At 56.4% G+C, this 23041-nt stretch carries 23 protein-coding genes; 12 read left to right on the forward strand and 11 right to left on the reverse strand.

The window, feature by feature from the left end; all coding sequences use genetic code 11:
* The 5 genes from IEY43_RS17135 to IEY43_RS17155 all read left to right on the forward strand — a co-directional run bounded on the left by IEY43_RS17135 (position 1) and on the right by IEY43_RS17155 (position 6586).
* Positions 1 to 1512 (forward strand): SCO6880 family protein, encoded by a 1512-nt coding sequence (locus tag IEY43_RS17135; RefSeq protein ID WP_188950106.1) that lies wholly within the window; start codon positions 1 to 3, stop codon positions 1510 to 1512.
* Entirely contained in the window at positions 1512 to 3140 is a 1629-nt protein-coding gene (locus IEY43_RS17140) for a putative type IV secretion/conjugal transfer ATPase (RefSeq protein ID WP_188950108.1), read from the forward strand. The genes IEY43_RS17135 and IEY43_RS17140 overlap by 1 nt, the downstream gene beginning before the upstream one ends.
* On the forward strand, positions 3140 to 4864 hold the full coding sequence (locus IEY43_RS17145) for a type IV secretory system conjugative DNA transfer family protein (protein WP_188950110.1): 1725 nt from the start codon (positions 3140 to 3142) through the stop codon (positions 4862 to 4864). Before IEY43_RS17140 ends, IEY43_RS17145 begins: the two co-directional genes overlap by 1 nt.
* A gap of 106 nt (positions 4865 to 4970) precedes the next feature.
* On the forward strand, positions 4971 to 5801 hold the full coding sequence (locus tag IEY43_RS17150; RefSeq protein ID WP_188950112.1) for a hypothetical protein: 831 nt from the start codon (positions 4971 to 4973) through the stop codon (positions 5799 to 5801).
* Positions 5798 to 6586: a helix-turn-helix domain-containing protein gene (locus IEY43_RS17155; protein WP_188950114.1), complete on the forward strand. Its 789-nt coding sequence runs from the start codon at positions 5798 to 5800 to the stop codon at positions 6584 to 6586. Before IEY43_RS17150 ends, IEY43_RS17155 begins: the two co-directional genes overlap by 4 nt.
* Before the next feature lie 124 nt (positions 6587 to 6710).
* On the opposite strand, the gene IEY43_RS17160 is transcribed toward IEY43_RS17155, so the two are convergent.
* From IEY43_RS17160 to mobC, 4 genes are read right to left on the reverse strand one after another with little or no spacing between them, the layout of a single operon-like run.
* A complete protein-coding gene (locus tag IEY43_RS17160) occupies positions 6711 to 7115 on the reverse strand; it encodes a DUF4913 domain-containing protein (protein ID WP_188950116.1) in 405 nt (134 codons plus the stop codon).
* Positions 7112 to 7957 carry a hypothetical protein gene (locus tag IEY43_RS17165; protein WP_188950118.1) on the reverse strand — a complete coding sequence of 282 codons (846 nt, stop codon included), beginning with the start codon at positions 7955 to 7957 and terminating at the stop codon, positions 7112 to 7114. Before IEY43_RS17165 ends, IEY43_RS17160 begins: the two co-directional genes overlap by 4 nt.
* Before the next feature lie 27 nt (positions 7958 to 7984).
* Positions 7985 to 9451, reverse strand: a complete 1467-nt coding sequence (locus tag IEY43_RS17170) for a relaxase/mobilization nuclease domain-containing protein (RefSeq protein WP_188950120.1) — start codon at positions 9449 to 9451, stop codon at positions 7985 to 7987.
* Complete coding sequence (gene mobC / locus IEY43_RS17175) at positions 9448 to 9840, reverse strand: plasmid mobilization relaxosome protein MobC (RefSeq protein ID WP_188950123.1); 393 nt, start codon at positions 9838 to 9840, stop codon at positions 9448 to 9450. The genes IEY43_RS17170 and mobC overlap by 4 nt, the downstream gene beginning before the upstream one ends.
* A 260-nt stretch (positions 9841 to 10100) precedes the next feature.
* On the opposite strand from mobC, the gene IEY43_RS17180 reads away from it, so the two are divergent.
* Positions 10101 to 10367 (forward strand): hypothetical protein, encoded by a 267-nt coding sequence (locus IEY43_RS17180; RefSeq protein ID WP_188950125.1) that lies wholly within the window; start codon positions 10101 to 10103, stop codon positions 10365 to 10367.
* 431 nt (positions 10368 to 10798) lie between these two features.
* Here the strand turns inward: IEY43_RS17180 and IEY43_RS17185 are convergent, their stop codons facing one another.
* Positions 10799 to 11800, reverse strand: coding sequence for a zeta toxin family protein (locus tag IEY43_RS17185; protein WP_188950127.1), 1002 nt, complete (start codon positions 11798 to 11800; stop codon positions 10799 to 10801).
* Between the two features lie 20 nt (positions 11801 to 11820).
* Positions 11821 to 12288 (reverse strand): hypothetical protein, encoded by a 468-nt coding sequence (locus IEY43_RS17190; RefSeq protein WP_188950129.1) that lies wholly within the window; start codon positions 12286 to 12288, stop codon positions 11821 to 11823.
* Between the two features lie 217 nt (positions 12289 to 12505).
* Between IEY43_RS17190 and IEY43_RS17195 the strand changes: the two genes are divergently transcribed.
* From IEY43_RS17195 to IEY43_RS17205, 3 genes are all read left to right on the forward strand, one after another.
* Entirely contained in the window at positions 12506 to 13366 is an 861-nt protein-coding gene (locus IEY43_RS17195; RefSeq protein ID WP_188950131.1) for a DUF6602 domain-containing protein, read from the forward strand.
* 270 nt (positions 13367 to 13636) lie between these two features.
* Entirely contained in the window at positions 13637 to 14242 is a 606-nt protein-coding gene (locus IEY43_RS17200; RefSeq protein WP_188950133.1) for a recombinase family protein, read from the forward strand.
* A complete protein-coding gene (locus IEY43_RS17205) occupies positions 14235 to 14762 on the forward strand; it encodes a hypothetical protein (RefSeq protein WP_188950135.1) in 528 nt (175 codons plus the stop codon). The genes IEY43_RS17200 and IEY43_RS17205 overlap by 8 nt, the downstream gene beginning before the upstream one ends.
* Positions 14763 to 14963: 201 nt before the next feature.
* Here IEY43_RS17205 and IEY43_RS17210 read toward each other — a convergent pair whose 3' ends face one another.
* Complete coding sequence (locus tag IEY43_RS17210) at positions 14964 to 15368, reverse strand: RidA family protein (RefSeq protein ID WP_053799098.1); 405 nt, start codon at positions 15366 to 15368, stop codon at positions 14964 to 14966.
* 87 nt (positions 15369 to 15455) lie between these two features.
* Here IEY43_RS17210 and IEY43_RS17215 point away from each other — a divergent pair, with 87 nt between their 5' ends.
* Both IEY43_RS17215 and IEY43_RS17220 read left to right on the forward strand, forming a co-directional pair.
* Positions 15456 to 15839 (forward strand): winged helix-turn-helix transcriptional regulator, encoded by a 384-nt coding sequence (locus IEY43_RS17215; RefSeq protein ID WP_229777473.1) that lies wholly within the window; start codon positions 15456 to 15458, stop codon positions 15837 to 15839.
* Between the two features lie 1208 nt (positions 15840 to 17047).
* The gene (locus tag IEY43_RS17220) at positions 17048 to 17482 is read left to right on the forward strand and encodes a hypothetical protein (protein ID WP_188950138.1); all 435 of its coding nucleotides are present in this window, start codon (positions 17048 to 17050) and stop codon (positions 17480 to 17482) included.
* 223 nt (positions 17483 to 17705) lie between these two features.
* Here the strand turns inward: IEY43_RS17220 and IEY43_RS17225 are convergent, their stop codons facing one another.
* Positions 17706 to 18011: a hypothetical protein gene (locus IEY43_RS17225; protein ID WP_188950140.1), complete on the reverse strand. Its 306-nt coding sequence runs from the start codon at positions 18009 to 18011 to the stop codon at positions 17706 to 17708.
* Between the two features lie 696 nt (positions 18012 to 18707).
* On the opposite strand from IEY43_RS17225, the gene IEY43_RS17230 reads away from it, so the two are divergent.
* Positions 18708 to 19433 carry a DNA/RNA non-specific endonuclease gene (locus tag IEY43_RS17230; RefSeq protein WP_209550442.1) on the forward strand — a complete coding sequence of 242 codons (726 nt, stop codon included), beginning with the start codon at positions 18708 to 18710 and terminating at the stop codon, positions 19431 to 19433.
* 69 nt (positions 19434 to 19502) lie between these two features.
* On the opposite strand, the gene IEY43_RS17235 is transcribed toward IEY43_RS17230, so the two are convergent.
* The 3 genes from IEY43_RS17235 to IEY43_RS17245 form a co-directional block, all read right to left on the reverse strand.
* Positions 19503 to 20129 carry a helicase associated domain-containing protein gene (locus tag IEY43_RS17235; RefSeq protein ID WP_188950142.1) on the reverse strand — a complete coding sequence of 209 codons (627 nt, stop codon included), beginning with the start codon at positions 20127 to 20129 and terminating at the stop codon, positions 19503 to 19505.
* A gap of 235 nt (positions 20130 to 20364) precedes the next feature.
* Complete coding sequence (locus IEY43_RS17240; protein ID WP_188950144.1) at positions 20365 to 20838, reverse strand: hypothetical protein; 474 nt, start codon at positions 20836 to 20838, stop codon at positions 20365 to 20367.
* 518 nt (positions 20839 to 21356) lie between these two features.
* Positions 21357 to 22528 (reverse strand): IS3 family transposase gene (locus IEY43_RS17245; RefSeq protein WP_188950150.1). Its coding sequence is split into 2 segments (ribosomal slippage): positions 21357 to 22249 and positions 22249 to 22528, totalling 1173 coding nucleotides; the frame shifts between segments, so codons are not numbered across the junction.
* Positions 22529 to 23041: the final 513 nt, after the last annotated feature.

The following is a 23041-nucleotide window of genomic DNA, read 5'->3' on the forward strand; positions in this document are numbered from 1 at the left end:
ATGGCCACCAGTGACGTGCGAATTGAACCGAACACCTTCGGCAACCTGACCGTGCCCCGCCGCTCAGGCTTGCTGGGCCTGTCCATGGGCCAGAGCCTCATGCTGGTGCCCATTGTCCTCATCGTCATCATCGCCGCAGCACGCGGCTGGATCATGGCCGCAGTGATCATCGCGTTGGCCACCATCCTCGGGGCCGTGTTGCTGCTGGTCACGAAAAAGCAAGGCCGTTCAATCTATGGGAGACTCATGCTTCGTCTAGCGCAGCGGCAGAAAGTCGCATCCAAAAAACACGTCTACCTCTCCGGCCCCACCGGATTCACCCCCGACGGGCAAGTACGCCTTCCGGGCCTCATGGCGAAGTCGCAGTTGACCGAATCCATGGACTCCTACGGCAACCCCTTCGGACTGATCCGCTTGTCCTCACGCGGCCACCACAACTACTCCGTGGTGCTGGAATGCTTCCCCAACGGCGATAACCTCATCGACCAAGCCGACGTGGACAACCAAGTCGCGCACTGGGCGAACTGGCTAACCCAACGCGGCCTCGATGAAGGAATCCGCGGCGCTTCGGTCACCATCGAATCCTCCCAAGACTCCGGCCTCCGATTGCAAAAACTGTTGGCCGACAATCACCGCGAGGATGCGCCAGAGTTCGCCCAACGCGTCGTGGAACGCATCGCCCAGACCGATAACTCCACCGCGCCTGAGGTCGTGGCCCGCATTACCCTCACCTTTGACGGTCGCCGCCTTGACGGGAAGGCCGGGGATCGGGGCATGGAAGAGATGGCTGAGGAAATCGGCAACAAGCTCCCCGGCATCATTTCCGGGCTGGCGAACACCGGGGCCGGCGCGGTACGCCCGAACACTGCCCAGGAAATCATCGACTTCACCCGTGTCGCTTATGACCCGACCACCGCTGTGGCGGTGGAAGAAGCCCAAGCTGCTGGGGGTACCGGGCTGGCGTGGGAGGATGCTGGCCCGTCGTTCGCGTTGGACGCGTTCGATCACTACCGGCACGACCGGGCGGTGTCGAAGTCGTGGACGATGTATGAAGGTCCGCGCGGCGCGTTCATGTCCAACTCCTTGGCCCGTCTCACCGCACCTAGTGAGGGCGCGCTGCGCAAGCGGGTGACCTTGTTGTATCGTCCGATCCCAGCGGATCAGACCTCCACGGTGGTGGAGAACGAGCAGAAGGATGCGATGTTCTCCGGCTCGCAGCAGCGTGTCTCCGTGCGCGCCCGCCAGCGGCTCGCCGCCGCTCAGAAAACAGCCCAGGAAGAAGCCCTTGGGTCCGGGTTGACCCGGTTCGGGCTGATCATCACCATCAGCGTCAAGGATGAGGCTGAGTTGAAGAAGTTTGATCGCACCGTTCCCGGCATGGTCTCCCACGCCAAGCTGCGCGTTCGTGAGGCGTTGGCGAACCAAGCAGTCACCTTCCAAGCCGGCCTCCCGCTGGGGATGGTGGTGCCTGATCACATGATGATCCCCGACGAGATTAAGACGTGGTTCTAATGACTCCCCTGATCCAGAAGAAACGCCAGAAGCCTAACCCTGAGGATCTGGCCCTCTCACATCTCACTGAGTCTCACAGCCTCACGCTGTCTAAGCGCGATGTAGCCCGTCTGGAACGTGCGGCGAAGAAGGCCGCGCCTAAGCCGACCAAGGAACCGGGCTTGCTCTCCCGGCTGTTGGCGGAGGGCGCCCAGTCCCGGTACTCCCCGTCGGATGCGGGGTGGAATCGGCCGGGTGGCGGGCCGGTGAACTACATCGAAAACCCGGTCGAAATTCAAGGCTCCTGTGTGCAGGTGTGCGGATTTTGGCCCTTCGTCAACGGGGCCGGCTTACCAACCATTGGTGCCCCGTTGGGCCGGCACCTGCTGCGCAACACCCTGGTGACCGGCGACCCGATTTCGTGGTTCCTCAACGGCATCATTTCCAACCCCTCCGCGTTCATTCTTGGCCAACCCGGATTGGGCAAAACCTCACTGGTGCACCGCCTCCTGGCGGTGCTCTCCGCCTGGGGTGTGGTGCCGATGATCCTAGCCGACTCCCGCCCCGACTACGTGCCGCACATCCGCGCCCTGGGTGGGCAGGTCATTACCTTCTCTCCTGGCCAAGGACACCTCAACCCGCTGGATCTTGGCCCGCTGGTGGCCAGCCTGAACGAGATTGAGAACGAGAAGGCCCGCGAGATTGCGATCCAGGAGATGATCAGCCGCCGCCGCTCGCTGATGGAAGGCATCGCCTCGATGATGCTGGGCCGGCCGTTGAAGCCGCACGAGTCCACCTGCCTGTCGGTGGCGATCAACGAACTCGACCCCGAGCTGCGCCATGCGCCGTTGATTGGTGAGCTGGTGGATTTCATCCGCTCCCGTCCCGAAGTGCTGCGCCAGAACGTGCTCGCTTACGATGATGACCACGAATACGACCAACGCCTCCAAGCGCTGCTGGATGCGTTGATTAACCTCGGCCCCTCCGGCGCTTACGGGGATATGTTCGCCAAGCCCTCGGATGCGCACATTACCCCTGGGGTGCCGGTGGTGTTCGATATTTCCGGGGTCAACGAAAACGACTCCGTGCTGGTCGCGGCCGTGCAGTCCTTGTGCTGGAACCTCGGATCAGCCACCGTATCGGCTGAGCAGCATTTGGCGGCGGCGGGTAAGCGCAAGCGGCGCACCTACTTCCTGGTCATGGATGAGCTATGGCGCATCCTCAGGGCATCCGATGACATGGTGCACTTCATCGATACCATTACCCGGCTGAATCGTGGGCGCGGCATCGGGCAGGTCATGATCACCCACACCATGAACGACCTCCGCCTGTCCAAGGAACACCTGACGGCTACCGCGTGGGGTTTCGTGGAACGCTCCGCGCTGGTCTTTTTGGGCGGGTTGGCTCCTTCGGAGATGGGCAACCTGGAAGAAGTGTTCGCCCTGTCCTCCAAGGAGAAAGCGTTGATGACTGACTGGACCGGTGAAGCCGTCGTTGATCCGAAAACCAACAAGGCTTCCCGCCGGCCCGGGGCGGGGCATTTCATTATGAAGGTGGGTAAGAATCCGGGCACTCCGTTCGTCACGCAGCTCACCGATCTGGAATTTGAAATCTCGGATACCAACCGGGCCTGGGAGATGGTCAAATAATGTTCAACGCTGATCCGCGCTCCGGGCGCAAAAACCAGCCAGCCAACGATGAAACTTTATGGATCATCGGCGGCGGCATCCTCACACTGGGGATTGTGGGGGTGCTGCTGTGGACGCTCGGGGCGATCCTCGACCCGAACGTGCCGCAGTCCTCGAATAATCCGGTGCAGATCCTCATGGATCAATCCCGCGGCTTCCTGCCCGTGGGCGGGCTGCAAATCGCCGTGTTCGCGCTCGGGCTGCTGCTCCTGCTGGCGGTCATCGCCATGCTGGTCGTGGTGTGGCGGCGCAGCCGAGGCACCAGCTCCCGCATTGATCACTTGGCCAAGGAGATGGGCCACGCCAAAGACTTCAAAGCCTTGGAGGAAGCAGCGGCTCGGGCGGATGCTGAACGCCTCGGCGCAACCAAGGCCGGCATCGGGGTGCCGCTGGCCAAGCTGGTCAACAACCGCAAGCCCTTGTTTGCTTCCTATGAGTGGGTGCAGATCTGGTTGATGGGGCCACGCGCCGGCAAAACCTCCTGCGTGTGCGTGCCGCAGATCCTGGAAACCGGCGGACCGGTACTGGCCACTTCGAATAAGCGCGACATCGTAGACATGACCCGTGGCCCTCGCGCCCGCGTCGGCGCTGTGTGGGTGCATGACGTGCAGGGCATCATCGGAGAAGAACCGTCCTGGTGGTGGAATCCGCTCTCTTTCGTGACCGATATGAAAACTGCGGTCAAGCTGGCCGATGTGTTTATTGCTTCGGAAACCTCAGCCGGTGCGAAATCCGACGCATACTTTGAATCGGACGGTAAGCGTCTCCTGTCTCATTTCTTGTTTGCTGCGGCCGTTGCTAACCGCCCGATCACTGATGTGTTTACCTGGGCGCAAGATCCAGAGGACAAAACCGCACGCGACCTTCTAGACGAGCACGGGTACCAGGATTTTTCGTCGGCGCTCTGGCAGATCCAAGGCTTGACCTCCAAGCAGCGGGACGGCGTGTATGGCACGATGCGCCCTTGGATCACGGTGCTCTCCTACGAGGAAGTCACGCCCTGGATTCGTCCGAATGGGAACTTTGCCCGTCCCGAGTTTGATCACCGTAAATTCGCGACCGGCACCGATACCTTGTATCTGGTGTCTAAGGAAGGCGCGGGCACAGCCCGCGCGATCACCGCTGCGTTGGTGATGGCGGTGATGGATTCCGCCGAAAAGACTGCGGCCGCGCTGCCCGGTGGACGGTTGACAACGCCGATGATGGCCGTGCTGGATGAGGCCGCGAACGTGGTGCGCTGGCGCGAGCTGCCCGACGTGTATTCGCACTATGGTTCGCGCGGCATCGTGGTGTCCACGTTCTTCCAGTCCTACAAGCAAGGGGTGGAAGCCTACGGGCAAGACGGTATGGATAAGCTGTGGGGCGCGTCCAATATCCGTGTGGCCGGCTCGGGTCTGTCCGATGATAAGTTTCTGCCGTATCTGGAAAAGCTCGTCGGTGCCCGCGATGTGCTTAAGCGCTCTTCCAGTACCAGTGGCCGCAATGGGCGCTCCGTGTCCAGCTCGATGCAACGAGAGTCCATCCTGGAAGTCTCCGACCTGGGCGCGCTGCCCCGAGGCCGTGCCATCGTTACCGGCTCGGGCATCCCCGCAGGACTACTCGAACTCGTGCACTTCTCCCAAAAGCCTTACGGCCAAGAAGTGAAACTTTCACAACGACACTACGAGTCAATACAAGAGCATTGAGCGATATGTCATTTAATGCAAAAATAGGTTACAATACTCAATTATTCCGGATATTTAATTGCCAAAACCAACTAAATTCTCTGGCTTATCTAGCAAGGCGGTAAACATGTTTACACATGGCTATGTCAGCATTAATCACCCTCTAGTCAATTTTGGGATAATATCAAGAAAGCCTGCCAAGAAACTGGTCGTATTCGTACACGGATGGCGAGGAAGCGCAGATTCCACATGGGGTGAATTTATCAAACCACCTACTAGCGAATGGTGGAAGGAAACTGACCTAATATTCATAAAATATGATTCGGTTAATCAACAAGTTGCCGCAGCGGCAGACAGACTTCGCGCACAAATAAATGATTTCTACCCACAACCCTTTGAAGACATGTTGCTTTTTAACGAAAAACCAGTGCGGGAAAAAATTTCAAATAAATATGAAGAGTTGTTTCTCGTAGGGCATTCAATGGGAGGACTCGTGCTTCGTCGAGCCGCAGTTGACGCATTGGATGAATGGAAACACATAGGATACTTATCTAGTAAAAAGCCTGCCATTCTTGATGGGAAACTACGACTCTTCAGTCCAGCTAGCGCCGGCTTCGACCCATCTGGATTTCTTGGACTCGTGCAGGCGCTTCCACTTTGGTTCTACGTAGAGTTATTTGTCAAACAGGGTGCCAGTTACCAAGACCTAAAAAAGGATTCAAGCGTAATTAAGGAAACCCGTCGCCGAACGGAAAAATATAGAAAACATCATCAGTATAAGCACTTGATCGCAGCCAACATTCTATGGGCAAACCCAGAGAATGTTGTCAAGGTAGAGCGATATGACACCGATGCTTCCTCCAGGACCGTCAACTCGGCCACACATCGGGAAGTTTGTAAGCCAAAAAATAACTATATATCACCATTTGGCTTTGTTGAGAATGGAGAAATTTCATGAACAAATACCCATTTGAAGAGTATGCGAGTTATCAAATACAAAAACTCGTTACTGAAAAATATTCATGGTTACTAAATGAGTTAAAGCAAAATGAGATGGATCGCCTTGCTCCATATTTTGAAAAAGAGTACACGGCCTGGAAAGAAATGGGGATTAATCACACAAATTCATACGAATTATTTACTGCGTGGCACCCGTTGTGTAAAAAAGATCTTGAATATCTCCATGCAATCGTATGCCTGTCGACAGAAGAATGGCATCTATGGGTAACAGAGTTACGGGATTTTCTTAATAATTTTAATATTCAAAACAAGGAAATATCAGACAGCGAAGAGCGATTGCTCACCATAATTAGTCAAACATTCGATTACAAACTCAAAGCGCTCAACTCACCGTCCGATTGGAGAGTCCCAGCTAATCTTTATCGAAATTATAACGACAGAGTTAAATCTATGATTATACTTGCGCAAAAGTTAATGAATGCACTAGAAAATAAATTTACCGATAATCAATTTTTAGAATCTTCGATAATTATCGATGATGGCGATTCATTGAAGGCAGGGAGACGAAAAATAAGTAAGACTCCTGAATCTCCAGTCGAGGTTAGCCGCCAGGAACTTGAATTAGTGCGCTTGGTTCTTAGTGGACTAACCAATAAAGAAATCGCCGTACAACTGCATATCTCGGTGCATACTGTGGAAGCCCGGCTGGCGAAACTATATCGCCGCCTTAACATCGGGAACCGTCAGCAACTGGAATTCCACTTCGGCATTAACGACGAATAGTGTCGAAACTGCTAAAATAGGTAACTTCTGCATGACGGAAATTTTGAACTCGATGAATAATTCCGGGAGTACTCCTTAACTAGGCTAGCGTGCCAAACCACTTTTAGGTACTCTAGCCTCGTCTTTAGGCCGACTCGCCAGCTATCACCTGCACTGGCCATTCCGGCGGCACGTCCTCGCGCACTGGCGGGTCATAATCCCAGAACGGGCCGTCCGGTGAAGTCAGCTCCCCCATCAATGGGTAGAAGTAATCGCGCATGTACGCGGCCATGCCGGTAGCGCCCTCCCACCGCATTTTTTCGAAGCTCAACCACAACGAGGTGATCAGCGTGATCGCTTCCTCATAACGCCACCATTCAGGATCCCACCGGAACTCCCCCTTGTTCAGCCGCCGCCGGAAGTTGGGCAAAGCCCACCCGGTGAGCCATTGCTCTTCCGTCTCAAAAGCTAACGGATGCTCTACTTCCGCACTCTGTTCTTCATCGGCTGGTGCGGATGGTTCCAGGTTCTCATCATTGATGAAGCTCATCGCCCCACCTCGGCGCCCTGTCCACGCTTTCGTGCTTGCACGCTGCCGCGCTGCGCCGCCGGACGGGTTGCCCTACCAAAACGCACCGCTTCACCGGGTTTGTTGGGGAATCCTTGGCCAGCCCTCGCCCGGGCGAGTACCGCAGCCGCAGTCTTAGATCCTGGCCCCACATCATCCGGGTGCACACTGGCCCCGGTCGCGTGCTGCGTCTCGGGCTTCCCCAGGCTCGGGGCGTTGACTGCTTCGCGGCCCTCAGCCGCATCCCGATCCCGAGCATCAAGCTGAACTTCACCTTCGGCTTGTTCAGCCTTGTTCAGATGCCCTTCGGCAGCTTCTTCACGGGCCTGTGACTGCTCTTCCTTCGCCTCAGCTTGGGTGGAAGCTTCTGGTTCGTCCTGGCCGCGTTCAGCGCTTGCTTCCTGGTTCAGTCGGGTACTGGCTTGATAATCATCAATGGCATTGCGTAACGCGTGATAGCGTTCCTCGACCGACTGCGGATGATTCTTGTAAATGTCCTCTACGTTGATCCCCAGCTCGTTGCGCAGCCGATCAGATCCAGCCATAAAAGCCTTCGAAGCATCGGGATGACGGGCTGAAAGTTCAGAGGCCACGGTCATGCGGTCAGCGATTTGCTGGGAGCTCATTTTCACGAAACCCGGTGCAGCCATGTCCTTCTTCAACACCGAGGCAAGCTGCTGCTGCATCCGGTGCGTTTGGGCTGTGGGGTCTTGATTCGCAGCGCGCCGGTCGGCGGCTTCCTTGGCTTGCAGCGCCGCGCCCATAACCATGCGCAGCACACGGCCGAACTCCATCGAAATATCTGATTCTTCGTCGTTTTCCATGTCCTGCACTCTCCCATCTCTGTTCGGTCACCGGCCTAAGCCGTGATCCCGATCTTTCTTGGTCATTCGCGCACCGGGCTGCACCACGGTGTGAGCCGGTAGGCGCTGCTCGGCATCTCGGACGATCTTCTCCGCCATTGCCACGACCTGCTGCGCAGCCTGAGTCAGTTGCGGACGTTCTGCGGCCATGCGCCCCTGAATCATCACCTGGGAAACACGGTTCGCCTGACGCAGCACAGCCATCCAGCCCTGCTCCGCAGACCGCGACCCGAAACGGGCCGCTAAACGTGCAGCATAGGCCCGGTTGCCCAAGCCCTGACCGGCCCTGGCCATATGCGTGCTCAGTCGCGCCAAACTTCCCGGCCTATTGCCTTCCAGCTCCAACGACAACCGCGCGTAAATATTCGCCAAGGTATCCGGCCCAAGCTGGCCGGAACTCAACTTCGCGGAAGTGGACTGGGACAAATCAAACGCCCGGTACCCTGACGCACGTTGCACCCGGGCACTACTGTGACAGCTAGCTAAGAACTGTTCGGCTTCGCGCACCCCAGCACCGTTGAAACGCTCCTTAATGGACGGCCAGCCAAGGCTGCGATCCAACTTTGACGGCGCGTACCACACCGCCCGATCCTCACCAGATTTCGTCCCCAACGACACCTTGTAACCAGTCACCCGAGAAGTGGAATCCTTGGCAAAATGCGGGGCAACCTGTACCCCCATGTGAGGCAGCTGACGCATGAACTCATCAGCCGTCGATGAGCTTGCTAGCGCCGCGCGCAGACGCCGGGAAAGTTCCACGCGATCAGACACCGCATAGCTCTCACGAACTGCACGCTCACGCTCCGCCGGTTTCTCCCCCGACAACCCTTGTTGCTGCGTCACCGACGATTCCAGGGAACGCAAGTTGTATTCGTTTTCCAGCTCACGGCACGCGACCTGGGCACGGTGAAAGTCATTGTGAGTTTTCGCTTTGGTGCCATCTTCACGCACCATCTGCACCACTAGATGAATGTGGTCGTTACCGTTCTTCGATGCCCCGTGATGCACCGCAACCCAGCGCGAGGACTTCGCGCCGTCCGGATCAATGAAACCCATCTTCTCCACGAAGGACTCTGCAATGCTTTTCCATTGAGAATCCGACACCGCGCCTTCCGATGCAGCCAGGGACAACGAACAATGCCACACATGTGTTGGTGTCGATCCGACTTTGATCTTCTTGCCCTGTTCATCAGTCAAGAAGCCACCAGCGACTTCATCTTTCGCATACACCGGCTTGGCCACTTCGGTGCCGTGCAGCTTGCGCGGGGCATCCAAGATTGCGGCAATTTCAAACGCATCATACTTCGACAACTCCGTGCCTGGAGCGTAAGCAAAAGTCACCCGGTCATCGCCCGCGATCAACCGCTGATTCTCATGCTCGTTCGCACGACCAGGCCCGACCAAGTAGTTCATCAAACCCGCCAAGCGACCACCGCGCACCACGTTAGGGATCATGCCGGCTCCCCCACGATCTTCAACGACTCCAAGACCTCATCAATGCGCGCCACCGTCGCGCGCAGATGCTCCAACGAATCGTGCAGCTCGTCCTTGATTTCACCGGTCGTGTTCGCCACCCTGGCGATCTGGTTGATGTTGTTCCCCGCAGCGGCAAGACCACGCTGCAACAAGAACAACGAGGTAATCAGCTCATGACGTTCCGCAGCAGTCTCACCACGAGACTGCGACAACGTAGACTCCACCAACAACCGCGCCACCGACACGCCAACCTCGTCAGCCATCACCTGCAAAGCCAGGTTCTGCTCAACGGTCAGCTTCACCACGCGCCGCACCGAACGGCCACCGGTCGCGTTCGGTTGACGCTTGCGCGAATCAAAACGAGCCATGCGAATCAACCTCCCAGCCCAGTGCAACACCAAACGACCCAATAGGTCGATTGTCCCACCCGCAGAATCGAAGATCAAGGACACAAGCAACTTAGGGCACCTAAGTGTATAGCTTGCTCCGCCTCCACGGCGGGGCACTCCAACTCACCAAGGTGCAACATGCGTTGGTTTCGCAGCGTGACCGCGCTACGCTGGAAACATCAGACCAGCGCCGGATCGGCCCCGCTAAGACGGCGCAGCCTAACCGGAAGGCGCAAACCATGAGTGATGCTGCAACCCGCATTCTCGAACAGCTCCAAGCGCAAAACGACCTGCGCATGCAAGCCGCCAACGACATTGCCCAAGCCGTCGCCGACCGCGTGGAAGCCGAGCAGCAACTAGAGCAAGCCAAGGCCGCTGAAAAGCAAGCTTTCACCGCTGCGTTGAAAAAAGGCTGGACTCAAACCGAGCTGAATAAGATCGGCGCCCCATCCCGCCGCCGGCCTCGCAAAAAAGCCAACGAAACAACCCCAGCAGCCGAAAGTTAAACGAACACACAGCAATGGGCCGGCACTCACCTCACGGTGAGTGCCGGCCCACTATTTATTCCTGGTTACGTGGGTGGCCTCCTGCCCACATGTGCACGAAAAAGCCCTCCCGCTCCGCTGCTTTTTTCGCACACATGATGGACAGCAGGAACCAAACGACCGCCCGCACACAAGTCACAAGCTGCGGTACCTGAGTTCACTTACGACGGGTGATCGTGGCCTGTGCACGGCCTCTAGTACAGATGGCACGCGGGAGTAAATTTTACTGTTGCACTTACGTACTTTCCCCGGCCCCCCGATGCCTGAGTGTGACACGTCCCGGTCACCTGTCAAGGGCGCTACGCGTCGCTGCGCGATGGGCTGCGCCCACCCTGGACAGGAAACCGGGGCGTGTAGTTCGGCATGTATCGGGGGACGGGGAGGGTGTGCCGTTAGTCTCCGATTCCGGTTCCTCGGCCTGTACCAGGGCGGTTCATTTTTCGGAGAGTTTTCGGCACTTCGTGCGCCGTGGGAAAAGCTTTCCGTGCTATCGCGACCCTACGCGCCGTGAGCTTTCCTTCTTGTTTCACAAGATCAATCTCCGGTCCGTCCGCACCGCGACGGTACTGCTGGAAACAAATCACTCCCTTGCCGTGATCAGCAAGCCATCGAGCCGCTTCCTGGGTCGTCGATGGGCCGCTAGGATCGGGAAAAGTGTCGTTCGCAAATTCCGAAGGCACAGGCCTGCCCCCCAGCTCGTTATTCCCTTCCAGATAGTCTCGATGGGCGCTCTCCCACCGCCCATAGATACCGGCTTTGGACTCGGCGGCAGTGCCTTGGACACTCACCACGTCATAGGTATAGTTCTGGTCATCCAACCTGGCCATGACGCCGCGTGCCGAGTCCACATCTTTCAGCACGGTGTCAATAATGAAATCCTGACCCTCTCGCTGCAACTGTTGTTGCAACTGGCGACTAACCATTGAGGATTCCTGATGCACCAGAGTGGAATACTCCATCGGGGCAAACGCGTGGCCCTGCTCTTTAAGCTCAGCCATGAGCGGGGTGTCTAGGGCATCGAGGGTGCCCATACGCAGTTCGTGCTCAATGATCTTTTCCTTGAACCGATCCGGGTCACATGCCACGAATCCAGGCAGATCATTCAGTCGCTCTCGCTGGATCGTTCCCTTCCCCATACCCGGTGCACCAGCCATGACCACCGCATGATGGTTGGCGCCGATCTCAGCCTTCAGGGCTGCTTCCTGGATGACCTCGTTGATCCATCGTTCATGCAACGCTTCACGCTCAGGCGTAGGAATATAGGTGCCGCCAACCCGCGTATAGTTCGCCGGCTGATTAATCGTCGCCTGAGGCCCGAGGGGATTCATCGCCGCATCTGCCATGACCTTCTGCAAGACGGCATAGTGTTCCGCGATCCGCTGGTCAATCTCCAACAGCCAAGTCTCCTAACGCGTCAAGATGACGCAGTTATCCGGGCAACAATCTCCGCATAAGCCTCACCGTCAATCAGACCCAGACGCTTAGCGACCACCACATCATCGAACGTACCAGAATCCGTATCCTGGTAGTCCCCATACTCATCAGCCATAGGAGTCGGCGGATAAGGCCACGCTGCCAGCTCCATAATCATCGCCTCGCGCTCAAGCAGTCCCGCCGCATACCGCTGGCACACCTCATAAGGGGTCGCACTACTGTGGCCATCCAGCACATCAACAACATCCACAGCACCCTTCAGGGCCTTCGCCACAGCCGGCTGCGAGACTCCCAGCGTCTGCGCAAGGACCTTCTGCGGAATCTTCTCACCCAGCGCAGCCTTCAAAACACGCTTGTAATCAAGATCCCCCACCGCTCTCAACGCCCGATGCCGCCGCAAAGCCGCCAAAATCGCAGCATTCCACGGGCCTTCAACAGCCTGACTCATCACTCCCCCTTAAACCAGAATTTCCACGCACTTCAACCTAATTATAACCTTGGTTATATAGATAATTCAAGGATTCATAGGTCGATAACGAGCGGCACTTAGTAGCAGCACTAATCCCACGGATCGAGTTGAACCGGTCCTAATCCTTCTCGGCATCCACCTATGTCAGGCGCGGCCATAAGCCAATTCTCTAAAGTTGACCTCTCGGCTTATCTAGATGAGCCACTACGCGCCAACAGGAGCGCAAGGCCAGCATGCCAATAAACTGGCACTTATGAACGATATGAAGAAAATCAACCTTGGAGAGCTTTGGCGAACAGATGCGCAGATGCTCCAGTTCGAACTGGCGCGTCTACGCAAAATCATTAGACACAACGCCACTAGCGGCACAGGGGCAGAAGAAGCGTTGCGAAAGTTCCTGCAGGCGCGGCTTCCGTCTTCATTAGGCGTAACTCAAGGTCAGATAATCGACAGTCACGGCGATATCAGCCTGCAGTCTGACGTAATCATCTATGACGCTAAGCGAACACCTCACATCTTCCACTCACCCGAAGACGGAACGTCAGTGGTGCCAGCAGAGGGGGTCGTTGCCGTTATTGAGGTCAAGTCGAGTATCTCAAAAACGGACATCCCCGGGGTCATCAAGAATATGCAGCAAGTAAAGCGCCTTAAGAAGGAAGCCTACTTCTACCCCCCTCCTGGGCACGTCGTTGGCTATGACCTTTACGGCCGAGGCCCGGCGCCGGCGTGGCCGATCACCTATTCCCTTTTCGCCTACGAAAGTGCCTCTGCGAAAAATCTCGCTGAGGCCTTTGAGGAACATAACAGGCCACTAGAGGTGGATAAGCGCATTGACAACGCTTGCTTTCTAGACAAAGGAGCTCTATTAAATATGGATGAAAAGGGCGGCTACCATGCGCTCCCTACAGATCAGACGACTCACTTCGTCGGTACCTCAGCCGATGCCTTGCTCTATTGGTACGCAGCTGCTTCCAGCGTATGGCTTCAGGCGCAGCACTACCCCATCAATATGGTGATCTACGCACAGAGGCACGATTCCATAGGCGAGGAATCGTGAGCAGCCGCCACCTGGCCCATAAACCAATCGTCAAACTTCGACTCACCCAAATGCGCGCCGTTGCCCCAATGTACCCACAGCAACCGTACCTAATCGCAATATCCGATATGTCTTGAAACCTATAGGTTGCAAGACGTCTCACCACGCACCACTCCCCCGGTTAAAAATCCGCGGAAACTCAACGGTCTAAAATTCTTGCAACTATGTGTCGCAACCAATGACGTAAAATCATGCCTGCACCATTAGTTGCGAGACACTTTCGAAGGACCAATGCCCAAACTGATCGGCTACGCCCGCGTATCCACCAAAGCCCAAGACGCCGACCGACAAATCCAAGACCTCCTTGCGGCCGGTGTTCGCCGCGACGACCTCTACACCGACCACGGCCAATCCGGAGCACTGGCCAAACGACCTGGGTTAGATAAAGCGCTGACCGCGCTGCATCCGGATGACACCCTCATAATCACCACCTTGGACCGGCTCGGGCGCTCCACCCAGAAAATGCTCGAACTCGCCCAGGAACTACGCGAACGCAATATCGGGCTCCGCGTGCTGAACCTCGGCGGCGGCGACGTGGACACCAAAACACCCATGGGAGCCATGGTCTTCACCGTCATGGCCGCCTTGGCCCAAATGGAACTAGAGATCAAACGCGAACGCATCACCGACTCCGTCAGCAAACGCCGCACCACCGGCAGCGACCTCGGCGGCCGGCGCCCCACCTTCACCGAATCACAGATCCGCACTGCCGCAAAACTCATCCAGGCCGGCGAACCCGCAACACAAGTCGCCAAAGACATGGGAATGTCCCGCGCGACCCTCTACCGACGAATCAACGCCAGCAATTTAGAAGAGAGGGCCGGAAGTCATGAATGAAAAAACGACACATCAACGGAAAATCGCCTACTTGAAATCGGTCTCCCAAGAGACACTGCTCAGCGAATACCAGCTCCAAGCACTTTGTAGAGAAAACTCCGTCCAGGTGAACCAAGGCGCTGTAGGTGACTTCATTTCAGCAACAGACCGCCGCGTCCTTCTGCAAATAATCGGTCCAGTCAAACGGCCCTCTAGGTATAAGCCTTCGCGTGCAGTTAAAGATCCTCGACAAAAAGCTTTAGATTTAACCAACCGAATTGCCCGCTTACGTCAGGGGCTTCATCACCGGGATCGAGATGACGCTCTGGCTGCAATTTCACGTTGCACTAAATTGCTCGACACCCTGGAAAAACAGCGAAACCTTACGAGCCAAGATCTGGAATCCTTCAAGGTACTGAGGAAACAGTTAAAATCGCTACACACGGTGGCGATTACACTGCCGACCCAGAATCTTGTGCCGAATTCGAAAAGACCGAACATGCGAGGTGGACTCCCCTCATTAGGCAAGAACAAGCGGTAGCAGGAAAATTTAGAGTTTCTTCGTCAATGAATTTGAAACATGATGGTGTCAGAAACGGTTCCTCGGGTCATCCGGACAAAAAGTTATGGTCCCAAGTATCGGGATAGCCCGAAGTGATAAAGGGTCAGGTGAAGTGAGGCTCCCCACCTGCACCTTTTCTGTTCCCGTAAACGATCGTTTTCGACCGCTCCACCCGCACACTTACACCACAGCGGTCGCCTCAATCTCAACCAACACCCCAGGCTCAAAAAGCTGCACCACCGCGATCAACGACGCCGGCGGCATCGGCATCGGCAACCCCACTTCCTGAGCCACAGATTCCACCCCCGCCATGAACTCCCCCATCTTCGACGGCTCCCACTCGGTGACATACACCGTCAGCCTCACCACATCCCGGAATTCTGCCCCCGCACCCTGCAACCCACGCCGCACATTACGCAAGGCTTGGCCGACCTGGCCAGCCAGATCAGACGGAATCGGGCCCCCATCAGGCATATGGGCTACCTGCCCAGCCACGTGAACATACCGTGTCCCGGTCCCCACCGCGACGTGATGATACGGGGTCTGAGGGATCATCCCCTCCGGGCTCAAATACTGTACTGGCATGCCATTCTCCTCATCTCTTGCCCTGCGAACTGCAGGTATACAATTTATACTTGGTCAACAAAAGCTACTGCAACGAAACCAGGTATCGTGCCCGAAACCACCCCCTCACCACTCACCCTCTCAACGCCCCATCGCGAGCTACTCGATCAGGTCCTCGATAAATGGTCACTGCTGGTCATGAGCGAACTATGCGATTCTCCCCGGCGATTCAACGAACTGCGCCGAGCCATTCCTGACGTCAGCCAAAAATCACTGACAACCACCCTGCGCCGCTTGGAGCGCAACGGTGTCATCGAACGCCACCTCCTCAGCTCACGGCCCGTCGCAGTGCAATACCAGATCACGCCCCTAGGCAAGTCCATGCGCAGCCCGATCGAAGAAATACTCGCGTGGGCAACACGCAACATGGAAAGAATCAACCAAGCCCGAGCCCGCTTCGACAACACAGTCCTCCCATCCCACAGCGAGTAACCAAGTCACACCCCACAAAGGAAACCTTTTTCGCGCAAACGTAAGGTGCTTCTCAGTCCCGCGAATGCCAGCGATGCCCACGCCCTGTGTTCCTGACGTCTGTGGGCATTGCGCACGCCCCGCTACCCAAGGAGTGAAGTGCGCTAACGCCTCGACAAATCTGCTCGACGCCTGACATCCCACGACCGGGAAAGCGGAAGGCTGCGCCAGCCTCTTCTGCGCGGCAATTCAACCGTCCCATTTCCCGATCTAGACGGTATCCTCAGAGAAACACTCCACGATGATCACCGAGCGCCCAAAGCGAAACACGGGGAAAACTTCTGCGGTTTGGAACCGCAGGCTTCGTGAACGATTCACTCTTGGCGAGCTGCCATCAGCGGAGGAATAGATGAACACCCCGAACCTGCATACCGATACCACCCAACGCGTGCAAGAGCTCCTGCAATGCCCTGAAGCCAGAAGACACCTCACTTCATACGGGTGGCTGGAAGGCATGCCGGTAGTCTTCGCTCGCCCAGCTGAGCGTGTAGATGATGTCATGGGACTAGTTTCCGTTCACGGGCGGGCCGTACTGCTAGCCCTCACCGATGAGGCCGCCGATGATATTCAGTTATGGCACATCACGGTTCCCAGCCCGATCTTCGCCCGGGTTGCGCCCCTGCCCTCCGAGGCCACAGTGCGAGAACTCTGCGTGAGACACGCAGGAAATCGACTCACACCGTTCCGGGTGGCATTCTGGGCCCACAGCGCCGCGATCAACGAAATCCCGCTTCATCCCCGCACCGATCGAAACCCCACACAGAATCCCTCGACCAGTTATAACGGTTAGATTACAACCAGTTCCACCAGCAGTATCCTCCAGGAATCCTGAGAAGATTTGCCCCTTTGGGATTATTGGACCTATGTTCCAAATCACAGGCGCTCTTCTCCTCTTCAAAATACTGTCTGACTAGTAGTTATAATTTAGAAATTCTTGTTAATAATGGTTCTTCAACCGTCCGCGCAACGGCCGGTTTCCCGTGAATTTATTGCGTTGACATGAACTTTTATTGACCTTTCGTGCAGGACTATCCCTGATGGGGATAGGGTTTTAGGGTAGTAATAGCGCCGTAAACGGGCAGGATGAGAGGTAGCCGGTTTGCGTGGTGGCTTGTTCCAAGTTGATGGGGATCACTCGGAAGACTCAAGAACACAGTGAGGTAGTACCAATGCCAGGACGTATCGTACGAACCAAAACCGCCGAACGCGTGACCGATCTGCTCGGCTCTCGCGAAGGACGCCAGCATCTGGCCCAGCATGGCTGGGTTCAGGGAATGCCGGTCGTTATGGCCGTTCCTACGGAACCGGTCAACGATGTCATGGGGCTAGTTTCCATGCACGGCCGGCCGGTCTTGGTCGCCATGCTTGACCCCCAGCTCGATGAGCTGAAGTTCCTTTACGTTTCCACACCCAACCCAGCCCTGCGCACCGTTGACCAGGAAAAGGACTCGACTCCAATCCAGAACCTCTTCGCTCGTGCCGAACAGGACGGATTGGTGACGTTCCGAGCCAAGTACTGGGACGCCAGCTCAGTCACCCACCCCATCCCGACGTTGCATCCGGCCAACGGGACCAGGACCTACGCACAGCGCTTCGGCAGCTAGATCTAATAGCATTCACCGGTAGAGGAGCATAAGCCAAGTTGCATAGATTACCGCTTCATCGCATCAAGGCCAGTCATCGGTCATGCTTTCGGCGGTAATTGGGATGTTCTAGAAATCCCGGCAACGGGCATCAACCCCACGAGGTTCAGCGCGGTAGCCCGCACGGCATATTTGGCCGGGACTGGCAGGGAAGTGGCAACCTTTCCTGCCAGCTTCAGCACGCCTATCCTTCTGAGCCGACCTCGGAGCCAGAATCCGGTTGCGTATTCTTGACCTCGTGTTCATGCACCTCTTGCCTTACTTGCTCTGGGCTCTCACCCAGGGCCAGTTGATGCACCGCGTCAAGTAACTGCTGCACTTCCGTGACTCGCTGTGTCCAGTACGTGGTGTCCAGGTATCCGAACCCGTTGCCCGCTTCGGTCGCCAGCCGCTCAAAGCTGTTCCGATGGGTTTCTAAAGCACTGGTCAGATCGTCATACTGGTCACCGGTGAGGGAAAGATAGATGTCTTTACGAGGGGTATTCGTCATAAGTTCCGCAATTGTTCACTAGTTAGCTTCTTATTTGACCCTACGTGACAGTAACGGGGATACGTCAAGAGCACAGGAATCTACCCAGCAACATCCCAAAAAGCCCACGACCCTGCATCAGTGGAGGGAAAACCTCCTCAGTTTTCCCCTCCACTACCTAACCCGCGGGCCCAAGAATCCTTCAATTCCGAGGAGTCGGTCTCTATGCCACCCTCATGCCCGTTTGTTCACCAGGACGCCCGCAAGAACTTGAGTGAGGCCGCCCTCTCGCCCACAGGCAGTGTGCAAACGAGCCCTACGACGCTAAGCGGCCGCTGCCCTTTTCATGGGAAGCGAGAGCAACCCCATTCGACTCGGCCGTTCCCCTCACCGCAGATCTCACCCGGACTCAGTTGGCGAGAAAGAATGCCCATCGTTCTGGCTGACCCCATGAACTCATCGATGAGGTGAGGGGGTCCTCACGGTGCACGAAGGTCAACATCTAAACAAAGGAACATTATTCCCAGGCTCCGCTGTCTCTAGTCAAGGGTCTGCCGACATCCTACCGTGGTGCGTAGACCCTCAAGAGTCTTGATATAGGGAAGGACGCCCGCACATGAGCCAGCAGCAACCAGTGAACCAGCGGGATCTCACCCGCACTTCCTCACCACAACCATTGACCTCCCAACTCCCAACGCCGATATTGCCGAAGATCTAGTGCAGGTCGACGGCTCTCCCGTCATCGATTACACCCACTTCTCCTTGGCGTTGAGCAAGTCGCGCAAGTTCGCCCGCTGGGTGGGCTGGAACATCGACGGATCACACCTGCAGCTGCTCTCCCGCACAGGCATCAACTTCATCAAGGATCCGCGCCTCCCGGCCGAAGACCAAGCCGGCAACGACCTCTATGCAGATAATCTGCTTAAGCGTGGGCATCTGGCCCGCCGCGCCGACCTCACCTGGGGACCAGACACCGAAGCAGCCCAAGCGAATAAGGATTCCTTCTACTTCACCAACATCACCCCACAAATGGAGGACTTCAACCAATCCCGACAAGCCGGGATCTGGGGACGGCTGGAAAACGCCCTCTACGAGGACGTGGAGCTCGATGACCTGCGCTGTAGCGTCTTCGCCGGCCCCGTCCTGCGGGATGAGGATCAGCACTACCGGGGTTATCAGATCCCTACCGAATACTGGAAAATCATCCTCTTTGAACAGGCAGGGCAGCTCACCGCCCGAGCGTTCCTCCTAACCCAGGACCTTGACCGGTTGCAGGCGCTGATGGAGTTAGATGAGTTCCGGGTCTACCAAATCACCGTCAGTGAAGTAGAAGAACGCACAGGACTAGTTTTCCCAACTCCCGTGCATGACGCTGATGACCTGATGCTGACCCAATCCAACTCACGGGGCCCGCTCAGCGATATCTCCGATATCGCTTGGTGAATCCGCCATCAGATGGTCTTAGGTATTGAGAGCGGAAGCTCGAACGTCGATTTAAAGATCGTTACTTAGTCAGCACCGGCTACGCCACCCCGGAACCGCCTCGTTCAGGGCGGTTTCCCGCCAAGAGAGCAAGGTGCTCTCGGTGCGGGCCTGATGCTGATGATGCAACCAGACTCCGAGCCGGTGTTCATGCTCGGTGTCGTAGGTCTTGTAACGGGGCATTTGCCCGGTGGAGGCGACATAAGCGCTTACCTCATTCAGCATGTTTCTCCAGTGCTCATCGCGGCGCTGCTGCGGCACATCCACTTTCCAGCCATCCAACTGGTCAAGAAGAACAAGTTTCGCCGCCGAAATGCCGCCCTTGCGATAAGCGTTGCGCTGTAGGGCCACCCACTGCGCCAAAGAACGCTCCACTCCCTCAGCGGTACTATTCGGCAGCCGGTGGTGGGTTTCGTGGAATATCAGCACTTCGGTGAGGCGTTGACGCCACCGCCTGGACGGTCGATCCGGATCGCGGTCTGCCAAGGCCACAGTATGGGTGGCGTATAGCCCCGGCGCATGCTTTTCCCTGACGCGAAGATGCAGGTGGATGGTGGCCACGTTGGCATGGCATCGGTCGGAGATTTCACGCACAGTCAACCCGGCGGCATACATCATGTCCCATTCCGGGTGCCGAGAGACGTCCCAACCTGTCATGGCACTAAGCTACGCCAGACTTCAAAAGCTGTGAATAGAACGGTGCAGGAGGTCCACGAGCATTCCGGACGTGAAAGACGTTTCTGAAAGGAAAACCCCGGTGTGTCGCCGGGGTTCGCTGATCATTTCAAAAACGACCGTTTTTGGTGTCCCGTAGGAGGAGCCCTCACCGGGACAGGTGAAGTCATACGCATGTTACACGGGCCAAAATACTTCGGGCTCCGTGCTTGAAGAATCAGTCGTTCCCAAAATCGGGAGAACTATTTGGCTCGTTGACGAATTTGTACGCATCGAGTGCCGGGAGCCAACGAATACCCATCGGCTTTGAGGCTTCAAGTAGCTGGGCCATAGTCTTGTAGTAGAAATCCCAAGCGTTATCTGGCAACGGATTCTGGCGGTCAGTGCTCCTGAGGACCATCATGTTGAATTCCCGGATTTCCGCGGAGAGATCCGTGCTGAAGAGCCACAAATCCGACTCGTTTCTCCCCGGATCTTCGGTCAGCATTCCCAATGCTGCAACAAGAACCAGGTAGCCCGAGTAATCTCCACTGGTTACCTCGCCCAGATATTCCGTTTGACCACGCTTGAGGTTCTCGTGCGTCAGACCTCTCGTAACCGCCGATTGGTTTGTTTCATCAATTTCCTGCAGCCGCTGAACATAAGCCAGTTCCAGTGCGTGAGCCTTGGCTCTTTTCTTCTTCCCCCACATCCACTGACCTTCCCGATACTGATCGTTGTTTCTAGAAGCCGACTGTAGCGGATGCCCATGGTCAGATACCCACAAGTCGCAGTTCCGCAAGCGGAACCTTGAACGGACAGGTAAGCGTTTTGTAGTCCGAGAAGTGGAATGATCGAATGATGACAAAACATCGTCCACCCCGTCACGCAAAATTCGATGGCGATTGTCCCGTGTGTGGCCACATATGGCGCGAGCACCTGGACGACGATTACGGAACGATCGAGTGCTCGGAATGCGTATACGAGATTGACCATGATGAGCCAGGAGCGCCAGCGGCGCCTTGTTCGGTCGCACCACCAGAGTGGGCCATTAGAGGGCGATCTTCCTAGCTGGCCTGAGCAAACGGTGCATATTTTCCAAGTCGGTATCAGCCATCTGCCGGAAGCGAAGCCGCTGGGTGTCTTATGGGGTCATACCCTAAGATTAATCGGCATCGAGACATGTCAATGTCATACTGGGTCTGCTGAAGGTTTGGTTGACACCAAGGTTTACGCTGCCAGAGCGACAGACTCGATCATTGTAGCCTCGAATTGGATCGGGGTCATTTTCCCCAAACCTCGTTGCTTGCGCTTGCGGTGATACTTCCCCTCCAACCATCCAATAATTGCCAGACGAAGTTGTTGGCGGGAGGACCACCAACGGCGGTCCAGCACGTTTTTCTGCAGCAGGCTGAAGAACGACTCCATGGCCACATTGTCACCGGCTGCCCCGACCCTGCCCATCGAACCAACTAGCCCGTGACGTTCGAGAGCTTGGGTGAAGCGCTTTGACCGGAACTGGCTACCGCGGCCACTGTGGACCTTGACTCCGCGCGGGTGTCCACGATGCGCCACTGCCATCTCCAGAGCATTGACCGCCAGGTGGGCCTTCATCCTCGAATCCATCGAGTACCCCACGATCCGGTTGCTGAACACGTCCTTGATCGCACACAAATACAGCTTTCCTTCGCTCGTGTGGTGCTCGGTAATATCGGTCAGCCACAACTGGTTGGGCTGATCAGCAGTGAAGTTCCGCTGCACCAAGTCATCATGCACCGCAGGGCCCGCCGGGACGTGCTTGCGCTGGCGTTTGCTGATCACTGAGCGGATCCCTGCCTTGCGGCATAACCGCCAGACCCGGCGCTCGGAGACCTGGTATCCGGCGTCTTGCAGATCATCGGCCAGCACACGGTACCCTCCCTCGGGATCTTCCTCGTGAAGCTCGTGCAGCTTGCTGATCAACTCCTGCTCTTCGATTTCCCGGGCGGAAACAGGGGTTTTCAGCCATTTGTAGTACGCCTGGGTGCTGAACCCAAGTACCCGGCACGTCACCGCCACCGGAATATGTTTCCGGCCTGTTTTGGCGGCTAATTCTTGGACGAGCGGGCCCATTATTTTGGGGAACGAATATGCGGCTGGGAAAGGTAGGCTGCGGCCTTGCGCAGCACTTCGTTCTCCCTTTCCAGTTCCCGGATGCGTTTGAGCGCTTGGGACATTTCTTTGCGTTCGTCAGCATCGGAGGACGGTGTCATTCCGTGGGATTGGTAGCGGGCATCACGGACCCACGTTTGCAGGGCTGTCTTTGAGACGCCCAGATCCGCAGCGACTTGCTCCTGGGACATTCCCGATTCGACGAGAGCGACTGCGTCCTTCTTGAACTCATCGGTGAAGATTCTTGGTATGGTTTTTGTTCCTTCGTTTGAGCATAACCATAGCTGGGTTATGCGGTCGAAGTGTCAACTAAACCTGCAGCAGACCCGCGCACCAAAGCGTTCTACAGTGCCTGGAGAGCAATGAGTTCGTTGGTGGCCCAGAAACACTCGTTCGATCTTTTGGTCCGCCTCAATATCGGCACCTAGTTTCGGGAAGCCGAAAACAGCAAGATCGTGCCATTCGAGCACACATCTCGGATGGCACGATTCTTCATCCCGAAAACGATCGTTTATGAATCTCCCAGTTCCGGATCATGTTTTTCCGTTGGCGGCCAGTCACCCGGTTTCACGTTGTTGGGTTTTAGGATTCCGGAGCTTGGATTATCCCAGTCAAATTTTGGTGCGGGGTTCCACTGTTGGGGGTGGTTAAAATCTATTTTTAACCCGCTGAACGTCGCCCTGTAGAACGCCGTCTTTGAGCCTGTCAGGTAGTTTGTGTAAGCCCCTAGTCACCTCTGTTATTCAGGGCTCGTAACAATTACT

Source organism: Glutamicibacter protophormiae (genome assembly GCF_014647495.1).
Taxonomy (GTDB): Bacteria; Actinomycetota; Actinomycetes; order Actinomycetales; family Micrococcaceae; genus Glutamicibacter; species Glutamicibacter protophormiae.